Raw genomic sequence first — 12,886 nt, forward strand, 5'->3', positions numbered from 1 at the left:
CAGCTGCCCGCGACACTGCATGCCCAGCGGCCCAGCGACCATATCGAGTGGGAGGGCAGCGGACTGCGGCTGTTGGGCGAGGCTCGTTCCTGGCCGAGGGAGGAGTCCCGGGTTCGGCGCGCGGGGGTGTCGTCGTTCGGACTGAGCGGGACCAACGCCCACCTCGTTCTGGAGGAGTCCCCTGCCGCGGAGGCCGTCACCGAGCAGACGGTGGCGGGCGGTGTGTTCCCGGTGGTGGTGTCGGGCCGGGACGCGGATGTGGTGCGGGCGCAGGCCCGGCGCTGGGCCGAGTGGTGGCGTGAGCACCCGGAGGTCTCACTGGACCAGGTGGCGTCCACCGCGCTGCGGCACCGCAGCTGGTTCGACCACCGGGGCGCCGTCCTCGCCACCACCCGCGAAGAGGCCATCAGCCGACTGGACGCACTCGCCGAGGGGACCGACGCGCCCGGCGTGATCGCCCCCCTCGTGGGACTGGGCGAAGAGGCCCTCCAAGGGGCTGCTTCCGGCGGTGTGTGGGTGTTCCCGGGGCAGGGGTCGCAGTGGGAGGGCATGGGCCGGGCCTTGTACGAGCACTCCGCCGTGTTCGCCGAGGCCGTGGCCGCTTGTGACGCGGCCCTGCTGCCCTGGACGGGGTGGTCCGTTACCGAGGTCCTCATCGGGGAGCGGCCCCTGTCCGGTGTGGAGGAGGTGCAGGCGGCGTTGTTCGCGATGAGTCTGGGCCTGGCCGCGTGGTGGGAGTCCATGGGCGTCACTCCGCGGGCCGTGATCGGGCATTCGCAGGGCGAAGTGGCCGCCGCCGTGGTGGCGGGAATCCTCACCGTCGAACAGGGTGTGCGGATCGTCGCCGCCCGCTCGCGGGCCGTGGCCACCTGCCGCGGGCAGGGTGGCATGGCCGCCGTCGAACGCGGCCATGAGTGGATCACCGAACGCCTGGCAGGCACCGGCCTGTCGATCGCCGCGGTCAACACCCCCACATCCACGGTGATCTCCGGGGACAGCCACGCCCTGGACACACTGCTGACCCAACTGCGGACCGATGCGGTGTTCGCCCGCCGGGTGCAGGTGGACTACGCCTCCCACAGCGCGCACATGGACCCGCTCCTGCCCGCCCTGGCCGAGGAACTGGCCGGCCTTCAGCCGGCAGCCGGACGGATCCCGATGTACTCCACCGTCCACGGCCGCACGGTCCAGGGCGGCGAGCTGGACGCGGACTACTGGTGCGCCAACCTGCGCCGGCCGGTCCGTTTCGACCAGGCCGGCCAGGCAGCCGCCACCGACGGCCACCACACCTGGATCGAGATCAGCCCCCACCCCGTCATGGCCATGGTCCTCGACGAGATCACCCAGCAGCACGGGGGAATCGGCGTCGCCACCGCCCACCGGGACCAGGCCGACACCACCGACGTCCTCTCCTCATGGGTCCGCGCCGGACTCGCCCACGCGGACGCGTGGCCGTGGCACCAGCTGGTTCCCCAGGCATCGACGGTGAGCGAGTTGCCCACGTATGCCTTCGACCGTCAGCGCTACTGGCTCGACGCCCGCAGAACCACTCCGGCGGATGACTCGGGCTGGGGCGTGGACAGGGTGGACCACGCCTGGCTCCCGCTGTCGACACCGCTGGCCTCCGGCGACGGACTGATCCTCACCGGCAGGATCGATGCCACCGACGGCGCGCAGGGCTGGCTGGGCGACCACCGCGTATTCGGCACGGCGCTGCTGCCCGGCACCGGGATCCTGGACATGGTTCTCACCGCCGCGGAGCGGGTCGGAGCCGGCACGGTGGACACCCTGACCCTCGCCACCCCACTGGTCCTGCCCGAGACCGGGCCGTTGCGCATTCAGATCGCCGTCACCGGCATCGACGGCAACGGGCACCACCAGGTCACCGTCCACTCCCACCCCGACCCCGACGCTCATCCCGGCACCCCCTGGACCACCCACGCCACCGCCCAACTCACCCACGGCACGCCCACGCGCGCCCCCGAATCCGTCGACTGGGCAGCGGTGGTCGAGTCCGCGGAACACGTGTCCCTGGACGGGTTCTACGAGCGCTTCCGCGAGCGCGGACTCGATTACGGCCCCGCGTTCCAGGGCCTCAGCGCCCTGTGGCGACAGGGGGACGAGCTCTACGCCGTCCTCCGCCTCCCGGAGAGCCTGCGGCCCGAAGGATTCGGGATCCACCCCGCCCTCCTGGACGCCGCGCTCCATACGATCCTCACCGCTGAGGAAGCCGACGACGACACCACGCACGACCGCGACCCCGCTCAGTACCGTGAGGCCGGTCCGAAGCGCGGGAAGCGGGTCCTGCTGCCGTTCGAGTGGAACGACGCCCGGCTGTATGCGACCGGGGCGTCGGTCGTGCGGGTGCGCGTACGACTCGACAGCACACGCGAGCAGGCCGAACTGTGTGTGACGGACGAGAACGGGGACCTGGTCGTCACCGCGAGCCTTCGTCTCCGGGAGGCCAGTGCGGAAGGCCTGCGAACGGCGGCTGAACGGCACCTGTACCGGCTGGAGTTCCAGGAGTGCCTGTCGTCCGCCGCCGAGCCGGCGGACACCGTGATCACCGGTGGCCCCCTCGCGGCCGCACTCGGACTGCCCACGCTGGACACAGAAACCGGACCGGTTCCATCCCGCATCGTGGTGGATGCCACACAACCCTCCGGCACCCCGGAGGAGTTCACCGCGGCGGCACTGGTCCGTGCGCGTGACCTGCTGTCCGATCCACGGCTGGCCGGCACCGAACTGGTCTGGGTGACCCGTCAGGCGCTGTCCGTGGACGAGGGCGAGACCGTCGACCTGACCTCGGCGCCCCTGTGGGGTCTGCTGCGTGCGGCGCGCGCCGAGGGGCATCCGGTGCGGCTGGTGGACGTGGACAGTGACGCCGATCCGGACAGGGTGCGGGCGTCTCTGACCATCCCCGAGCCGGAGTTGGTGGTCCGCGGCGGTACGGTACGGGTTCCCCGGCTGGTCCCGTTCTCCCCGCGCGACACGGTACTCGCGGAGGGTGGCGCGGCCTCCGCCGCCGAGACCCATGACGCGGAACGCGCACAGGGCACGGTGCTGATCACCGGCGGTACCGGTGAACTGGGCCGGCAGGTCGCACGGCACCTGGTGAGCGCGTGGGGAGTGCGCAAGCTGGTACTGGCTTCCCGCCGGGGTGGCGGAGCGGAGGGTTCCGACGAACTGGTCGCCGAGCTGACCGCCGCTGGCGCCGCCAGCGTGCGCGTGGTGGCCTGCGACGTCACCAGCCGCGACCAGGTGGCCGGACTCGTGGAGTCCGTCACGGATCTCAGCGGCGTGTGGCATCTGGCCGGCGTACTCGACGACGGGCTGCTCACGGACCAGACCCCGGAGCGGCTGGAACGGGTCTGGGCGCCGAAGGCACGCGCGGCATGGTGGCTGCACGAGCTGACCGCGGACCGTCCACTGACCTGGTTCGTGGTGTTCTCGTCCGCCGCGGGCGTCCTCGGAAGCGCTGGGCAGAGCGTCTACGCCGCGGCGAACGCGTTCGCGGACGCGGTCGTGGTCGAGCGGCGCCGGCGGGGACTTCCCGGACTGAGCCTGTCCTGGGGACTGTGGGAGCAGGCCGGCACGGGGCTGACCGCGCACCTCGGCCAGGCCGAACTGGCAAGGATGCGCAGGCAGGGAGTGACCGCGCTGACCGGCGCGCAGGCGCTGGGGGCTCTCGACACGGCGTTGACCAGCCGGCGAGCGCATCTTGTTCCGCTTCGGATCGATCTGTCCGGGGCCGAGGACGCCCGCTCGCCGCTGCTGCGGGGCAGGACCCGGATGCGGAGGCTGGCGGACACCCGGACGGACAGCGCCGACACCAGTTGGTCCGGTCTGCCGGAACCGCAGCGAATTCGCGCACTGGCCGATCTCGTGCGGCGCGAAGCGGCCGTGGCGTTGGGCCGCTCCGACGAGATCCGCCCCGAGGCGGAGTTCACCGAACTCGGGCTGGACTCCCTGATGGCGGTGGAGCTGCGTCGAAGGCTGTCCGCCGAGACCGGACTGCCCCTGCCCGCGACGGCCGTTTTCGATCACCCGACGCCCGTCGGCCTGGCGGAGTACCTCAACGGCTGCCTACGGGACCGCGGGGACGACACGGTCAGCGCGCGCGTGGAACGCGTGCAGCGACGCGATGTCCATCCGGCGACCGAGGGCCAGCGCAGGCTGTGGTTCCTGGAGCAGATGCGTCCCGGCACGGCCGAGTACAACGTGACGATGCCGGTCCGGGTCGCCGAACCACTGGACCGCGCGGCGTTCGCCTCCGCCGTCGAGTTCGTGGTGCGGAGGCACGAGGCACTGCGCACGGGCCTGGAGAGCCGCGACGGTGAGCTGGTCCAGGTGGTGTACGAGGAGTTCGGCTCCCCGCTGCGCTTCGAGGAGGTGGCCGATTCCGAGGGACTGGCCGACCGGATCCGGGGCGAGGCCGAGACGCCCTTCGACCTGTCCGGCCCCGTGCTGTTCCGCTGCCTGGTGCTGACCGGCGCGGACGAACAGGTGGTCTGCTTCACCCTGCATCACGCGGTCATCGACGCCTGGTCGCTGGTCATGACGCTGCATGAACTGTTCGCCGCGTACGGGGAGTTCCGCGCGGGCCTCGATCCCCACAACGGGAGCGAGTCGCCCATGCACCTCGGCGACTACGCCGGCTGGGAGCGGGACTCCATCGAGCGGGGAGCCTTCGAGGCGGGCCTCGGCTTCTTCCGGAACGAACTGGCCGGGGTCCCGCGTCTGGAACTGCCCCCGAGCGACCTGGACTCCGGCGCGGGCAAGGTCGGGTTCGCGGTGTCCGACGCCCTTCGGGGCGAGCTGGAGGCGCTCGCCGCCGATGCGGGCGTCACGCCGTACACGGTGCTGGCCGGCGCCTTCGCGGTGCTGCTCTCCCGGTACAGCGACCAGCGGGACTTCAGCATCGGCACGGTGTGGTCCGGGCGCGGACTGCCCGGCGCGGCGAAGATCGTCGGTTTTCTCGCCAACACCCTGCCGTTGCGTTGTGACCTCTCCGCTGACCCGAACGTGCCCGGTCTGCTGTCGGCGATGAAGTCCCGCGTGCTCGGCGTGATGGAACACCAGAACGTGCCCCTGTCCGAGGTGGTCAAGGTCGCCGACGTCGAGCGCAACGGCGAGGAGAACCCGTTGTTCCGGGCGGTGTTCAACTACGGCCTGGGCGCGGAGCCGGACGACGGCACGTGGCAGCCGCTCGCCGGGTGCTTCACCGGCAACGTAGCGGGAACCGCCAAGTTCGAGCTGACCATGAGCCTCGCACCTGCCGCCGAGGGACTGCGCGGGGAGCTGGAGTTCCAGTCACACGTACTGGATCAGGAATCCGCGGAGCGCATGGTCGCGAACTTCGAGACCCTGCTGAACTCCTTCGTCCGGGACGGCGATCTGCCGGTCAGTCGGTTGACCTTGCTCCACGCCGAGGAAGCGGGCTCGTTCCGGCAGCACGGCGACAGCGCGACGTCGGAGCCGGCCGCGCTGCCCGTGTCGCGGCCGGAGCCCGCGGAACCGGCCGCCGACGGTGACCGGGTCTGGGAGACGGTGCTCTCCGCCTGGTCGCAGGTACTGGAGCTGGAGCCGGCCGAGGTGGACCCGGACAGCGGATTCTTCGATCTGGGCGGAACGTCGTTGACGGCGGTGCGGGTCCATGAACTGATCCGCGCCGGCCTGGACCGCGAGTTTCCGCTCTCGGCGCTGTTCCGCCACTCCACGGTGCGGCAGCTGACCATGTTCCTGCAAGGCGACTCCACGCCTGCGGTGACCGCAGTGACCGCAGTGACCGCGGTGACGGAGTCGGCGGGGGAGCGTCCGGACAAGGACGCGGACGAGGACGCGGTGGCGATCGTGGGCCTGGCCCTGCGGCTGCCGGGTGCGACGGACGCGGAGGAGTTCTGGGCGAACCTGCGGGGCGGTGTGGAGTCGATCCGCCGCTTCAGCGACCAGGAGTTGCTGGACGCCGGGGTGCCCAGGGAGGTACTGGAGGATCCCGGGTTCGTCCCCGCCAAGGGCTACGTGGCGGACGCCGATCTCTTCGACGCCGAGTTCTTCGGGTACTCGCGGTCCGAAGCGGAGAACATGGATCCGCAGCAAAGGCTCTTCCTGGAAACGGCCTGGCAGGGCCTGGAGAACGCCGGCATCCTGCCCGGCACCGACCCCGGCCGCATCGGAGTCTTCGCCGGCGCCGGATTCGGCGGCTACAACAGCGGGAGCGTTCGCGGCGACGAGATCACCGAACTCCAGGAGTTCTACCGCGATCTCCTCGGGAACAAGTCCGACTTCGTGTCCACCAGGGTGGCGCACAAGCTGAATCTGCGTGGTCCCGCGCTGACGGTGCAGACGGCGTGTTCCACGGGGCTGGTCGTCGCGCATCTGGCCAGGCAGAGCCTGCTGCGCGGAGAATCCGACGTCGCACTCGCCGGCGCCGCCGCTCTCACGTTCCCCCTGGAGTACGGCTACTACCACCAGGAAGGCTTCGTCTTCTCCCCGGACGGCTCCTGCCGTGCGTTCGACGCCGACCGCAACGGCACCGTGGTGGGCAACGGTGTGGTGGCGGTGGTGATGCGGCGGCTGTCGGACGCGGTCGAGGCCGGGGACCGGATCTACGCGGTCATCCGCGGCAGCGCCATCAACAACGACGGGGCGGACAAGGTCGGATTCACCGCGCCCAGCGTGAGCGGCCAGGTCACCGTCATCAACGACGCCCTCGCCGACGCCGGACTGTCATCCGCCGACATCGGCTACGTAGAAGCGCACGGAACCGCCACCGCCATGGGCGATCCCATCGAGGTCCAGGCCTTGCAGGAGGTCTTCTCCTCCGACCGCGACGAGCCCTGCGCGGTCGGATCGGTGAAGTCCAACCTCGGACACACCGACGTGGCCGCGGGCCTGGCGGGACTGGTCAAGGCGGCACTCTGCGTCTACCACGGCGAACTGGTACCGACGGTCAACTTCCAGCGCGTCAACCCCGAACTGGGTCTGGACCCGGCGGTCCTGCGGATCAGTGGGGACACACGGGCCTGGCAGGGCACCCGACGCGCCGGAGTGTCATCGTTCGGCATCGGAGGCACCAACGCCCACATGGTGCTGGAACAGGCACCGCAGCTTGCCGTGGAGCCCGCCCCGGCACGGGACGCGGCGCCGGTGGTCGTCTCCGGACGGACCCCGCAGGCACTCAGGGACCAGGCCCGGCGGTGGGCCGACTGGCTCACCCAGCACCCCGACACCACTCTCACCGACCTCGCCCGGACCACCACCCGGCACCGCCGGCACTTCGAGCACCGGGCCGCTGTCCTCGCCCATGACCTGGACGAGGTGGTGCGCGGGCTGACCGCGATCGGGGACGGACACGGCGACGACGCGGTGTGCACCGGCGTGGCCGAGGAGCACGGCAGGGTTGTGTTCGTCTTCGCCGGCCAGGGTTCGCAGTGGCCGGGTATGGCCCGGCGCCTGCTCGCCGAAAGCCCGGCCTTCGCCGACACGGTCGCCCGCTGCGACGAGGCACTGCGCCCCTGGACCGGCTGGTCGGTCCACGAACTGCTGGCGAACCCCGAGGCGAGCGGGCTGAGCCTGGACGACGTCGACGTGACCCAGCCCGCGCTGTTCACGGTCGCACTCGGCCTGGCGGCGGTGTGGCGGTCCGTCGGTCTCGAACCGGAAGCCGTGGTCGGGCACAGCCAGGGCGAGGTACCCGCCGCCGTGGTCGCCGGAGCGCTGACCCTGGAGGAGGGCGCCCAGGTGGTCGCCGTCCGCAGCCGGGCGTTCCATCACGTCGAGAGCGGCTCGGGCGGCATGGCCCTGTTGGGACTGCCGCTGACCGAGGTGGAGGAACTGCTCGCCGAGTACGGCGGATCGCTGTCGGTGGCAGCGGTGAACACCCCGGGTTCGGTGGCGGTGGCCGGCGCGGCGGAAGCGGTGGGCGAGCTGCTCGCGAAGCTGGCGGACCGTGACGTGTTCTCCCGTCGGATCAACGTGGACCGGGCCGGACACTGCAGCCTGGTCGACCCCATGCTGCCCGAGGTGGAAGCGGCACTGAGCGAACTGAACCCCCGCGCGACGACGGTGCCGATGTACTCCACGGTGACCGGTGCGCCGATCGGCGGAGAGGTCCTGGACGCCCGGTACTGGTGCCGCAACCTGCGTGAGCCGGTGCGCATGGACCTGGCACTCGACGCGCTGCGTGCCGACGGCTTCGGTGTGTTCACCGAGGTCAGCCCGCATCCGCTGCTGGCCGTCCCGCTGACGACTTTCACCGCCGACAGCGGCGGAGTGGTCCTGGGCAGTCTGCGCCGCGATCACGGCGGCCTCGCGCAGATCGTGCGCGGCCTCGGCGAATTGCACGTCCACGGCCATGCGGTGGACTGGACACAGGTCGTCGACGGCCCCGGCCGCCTGGTCGACCTGCCCGGCTACGCCTTCCAGCGGCAGAGCTACTGGATCGACGGCGGAGCCCGTACCCGGCAGGAACGGCAGGCACCCCCCGCGGACCTGGCGGCCCGGCTGACGGCACTGCCCGAGCCGGCCCGTGCTCTCACCGTGCTGGAGGCCGTACAGGACGTGGTCCGCGGCGTTCTCGGACTCGGCGAACCCCTGCCCGTGGACGAGCGGTTCCAGGATCACGGGCTGGATTCCATGATGGCTCTGCAACTGCGCAACCGGCTCAGCGAGGTGACCGGCACGCCGCTGCCGTCCACGCTCGCCTTCGAACACCCCACGCCTCAAGCGGTCGTGGACTATCTGCTGGCCAACGCCTTCGCCGAACTGCCGCCTCCCGGTCCGTCGATCGAACGTGCCGAGCGGCGCGACGTCCATCCGGCGACCGAGGGCCAGCGCCGGCTGTGGTTCCTGGAGCGGATGCGTCCGGATTCCGCGCAGTACAACGCCGTTATCCGGCTCGAAGTGGAGAGCCCCCTGTGTCCGGAGACGTTCGGCCTGGCACTTCGCGCGGTGATGGAACGTCACGAGGCGCTGCGCACCGGGCTGGAACTCCGTGACGGCGAACTCGTCCAGGTCGTGCACGAGGAGTTCACCGTTCCACTGCGGCACGAGCGGGTGGCCGACGCCGATGAGCTGGACCGGACGCTGCACGCGGAAGAACGGGTCACGTTCACGCTGGACGCCGAGACCCTGTTCCGCTGCCTGCTGGTGGACTCCGGCGAGAAGTGGACCGTGTGCTTCACGCTGCACCATGCCATCACCGACGGCTGGTCGATGTCCCTGCTGCTGAACGAGCTGTACGAGACGTACCGGGCTTTCGCCGAGCAGGACACCCCCCAGCTCCCGGAGGTCCATTACCACCTCGGCGACTACGCGCGATGGGAGAAGAGGTCCATCGAACAGGGCGCCTTCGATCGTTCGCTCGAGTACTTCGCGTCCGAGCTGGACGGTACCCAGCGTCTGGAACTCCCCGAGCGCGCGGTCGCCGAGGACGAGCAGGGCGATGCCGTGCACTTCACCGTGCCCGCGGAGCTTCGGGCCGCTCTGGACGAGCTGGCCACGCGCAACTCCGTCACCGGGTACACCGTGTACGTCAGCGCCTTCGCGGTGCTGCTCGCCCGGTACACCGACCAGTACGACTTCGACCTCGGCACGATCTGGTCGGCGAGGGAGCTGCCGCAGATCGCGAAGACCTTCGGATTCCTGGCGAACACCCTGCCGCTGCGCTGTGACCTGACCGGGCCGGTGTCCTTCGAGGACGTCCTCGCCCGCACACACACCCGTGTGCGGAGGGTGTTCGAGCACCAGAGCGTCCCGCTGACCGAGGTCGTGCGTATCGCCGGCGGTGACCGGACCGGTGAGGAGAACCCGCTGTTCCGGGCGGTGTTCAACTACGGCGGCACAGCCTTCCCCACGGTCGGAACGGGCGAGGCGGCCTGGCGGCTTCCCACGACGGGAAGCGTGTCCGGCAACGTACGAGGTGCGTCGAAGTTCGAGCTGGGCCTCACACTGACCGGCGACGGTGACGTGCTGCGCGGGGAGCTGGAGTTCCAGCCACACGTGCTGGACCAGGACTCGGCCCACCGCATGGTCGCCAACTTCGGGACCCTGCTGGCGTCGCTGGCCGCCCAGCCCGCCCGTCCGGTCCGGGAGACCGAACTGCTCTGCGGTGCGGAACGCCGGTGGCTCGCCGAGCACGGCGGCGACGTCGCGGCACAGCCCGTCGGGGAGACCGCATGCCGGCGGATACTGGGACAGGCGGCACGGACGCCCGACGCGGTGGCCGTGGTGTCGGACGGACACGAGCTGACCTACCGGGAGGTGTCCACGAGAGCCCTCGCGATCGCCCGGGAGCTTGCCGCACTGGGCGTGACACGCGGGGATCTGGTCGGTCTCTGCCTACCCCGCACGGTCGATCTGCCGGTGGCGATACTCGCCACCTGGATGGCCGGGGCCGCCTACGTTCCGCTGGACCCGGAGTACCCGAAAGCGCGTCTGGACCATGTGGTGTCCGACAGCGGGCTCGAGGTGGTGATCTCGAGCGGCTCCCTCGCGGACGCCCTGCCGGACGGTCTGCGGGTGCTGTCCGTCGAGGAGATCTCCGAGACCGGGCAGCACGGGCAGCCGGACGGCGTTCCGCCAATCCAGCCGGAACCGTCCGACCCCGCCTATGTCATCTACACCTCGGGCTCGACGGGCACCCCGAAGGGCGTGGTGGTCGAGCACGCGCAGTTCGCCGGCTTCTGCCTGGCCATGGACGACCGCATCGGCGGTGGCGTCGACGGCATCTGGCTCGCCGTGTCCAGTGTGTCCTTCGACATCTCCGGCCTCGAACTGCTGTGGACCCTGACCAGGGGTTACCGCGTGGTCATCGCGAGCGGAGAACTCGGCAGCTGGGCCGAACACCGGCGGTACGGGCCGACGCACCTGCAGTGCACGCCGTCGCTGGCCAGGATGCTGCTGGCGGACGCGGGAGGCCGTGAGCTGCTCAGCGGACTGCGGCTGCTCGTGGTCGGTGGCGAAGAGCTCGACCGCGGCCTGTCCGACCGGTTGCTGCGGATCTGCGGCGGCGACGTGTTCAACATGTACGGGCCCACGGAGACCACGATCTATTCGACGGCCTGGCGGGTCGAGCCCGGGCCGGTCTCCCTGGGAACGCCAGTGCGCGATACCCGGTTGGCCGTTCTCGACCGGCACCAGCAACCGGTACCGCGGGGTTGCCGTGGTGAGTTGTGGATCGGTGGGCGCGGTGTCGCGCGGGGTTACTGGAACCGGTCCGCGCTGACGGATGAGCGGTTCGTGGTGGACCCCTTCACGGGTGCGGGGCGGATGTACCGTTCCGGCGATGTGGTCCGCTATCGCGAGGACGGACTGCTGGAGTTCTGCGGCCGTACGGACGCCCAGGTGAAGCTGGCCGGACACCGCGTCGAGCTCGGCGAGATCGAGTCGGTGGTCGCCGAGTGCGCGGGCGTGCGGGAAGCCGCCGCGGTGGTACGTGAGGACGCCGGCCCGGCGGCCTTGTGGGTGTACTACTCCGGAGAAGCCGACCAGCGGGTTCTGGCCGAGCAGGCCGCGGCGCGGCTGCCGGGGTGGATGCTGCCCGCGCGGTGGATACGGCTGGAGAGCCTGCCGCTGACGCCGAACCGCAAGACCGACCGGCTGGCCCTGGCCGCGCTGCCCGCACCGCGACCCGTGCACTCCGAACCGGCCTCCGGTGGTGACCATGTGTGGGAGGCGGTGGTCTCGGCCTGGTCGCAGGTACTGGGGGTGGAGCCGGCCGAGGTGGACCCGGACAGCGGATTCTTCGAACTGGGCGGAACGTCCATGGCGGCGCTGCGGGTCCACGAACTGGTCTGCGCCGGCCTGGACCGCGAGTTTCCGCTTTCGACGCTGTTCCGCTACTCCACGGTGCGGCAGCTGACCGCGTTCCTGCGCGGCGACTCCACGCGCGCGGTGACCGCGGCGGCGGCGTCGGCGGGGGAGCGTCCGGACGAGGACGCGGACGAGGACGCGGTGGCGATCGTGGGCATGGCTCTGCGCCTGCCGGGTGCGACGGACGCGGAGCAGTTCTGGGCGAATCTGCGGGGCGGTGTGGAGTCGATCCGCCGCTTCACCGACCAGGAGTTGCTGGACGCCGGGGTGCCCAGGGACGTACTGGAGGATCCTGAGTTCGTCCCGGCCAAGGGCTACGTGGAGGACGCCGATCTCTTCGACGCCGAGTTCTTCCGATGCTCACCGTCCGATGCGGAGAACATGGATCCGCAGCACCGGCTCTTCCTGGAAACGGCCTGGCAGGGCCTGGAGAACGCCGGCATCCTGCCCGGCGCCGACCCCGGCCGCATCGGAGTCTTCGGCGGAGTCGGCTTCGGCGGCTATGACCAGGGTGATCCCGAGGACGTCTCGGAGGTCTTCCGCTCGGCGATCGGCAACAAGAACGACTTCCTCGCGACGCGCCTGGCGCACAAGCTGAATCTGCGTGGTCCCGCGCTGACGGTGCAGACGGCGTGTTCCACGGGGCTGGTGGCCACACACCTGGCCAGGCAGAGCCTGCTGCGCGGAGAATCCGACGTGGCACTCGTCGGCGCCTCCGCGTTCACCTTCCCCCTGGAACAGGGCTACCAGTACCAGGAAGGCTTCGTGGCCTCGCCGGACGGACACTGCCGGCCCTTCGACGCCGATGGCGCGGGCACGGTCATCGCCAACGGTGTGGTGGCGGTGGTGATGCGGCGGCTGTCGGACGCGGTCGAGGCCGGGGACCGGATCTACGCGGTCATCCGCGGCAGCGCCATCAACAACGATGGCGCGGACAAGGTCGGATTCACCGCGCCCAGCGTGAACGGGCAGGCCACCGTCATCAACGACGCCCTCGCCGACGCCGGACTGTCATCCGCCGACATCGGCTACGTAGAAGCGCACGGAACCGCCACCGCCATGGGCGATCCCA

Annotated in this window: 1 protein-coding gene; it reads left to right on the forward strand. The window is 70.8% G+C overall.

Annotated features, from left to right (window positions below; genetic code table 11):
• Positions 1 to 12,886 (forward strand): non-ribosomal peptide synthetase/type I polyketide synthase (locus CU044_RS19980; protein ID WP_193564014.1); only part of this gene is annotated, 12,886 nt, incomplete at both ends.

This window comes from Streptomyces sp. L-9-10 (genome assembly GCF_004151105.1).
In the GTDB taxonomy this organism is placed as follows: domain Bacteria; phylum Actinomycetota; class Actinomycetes; order Streptomycetales; family Streptomycetaceae; genus Streptomyces.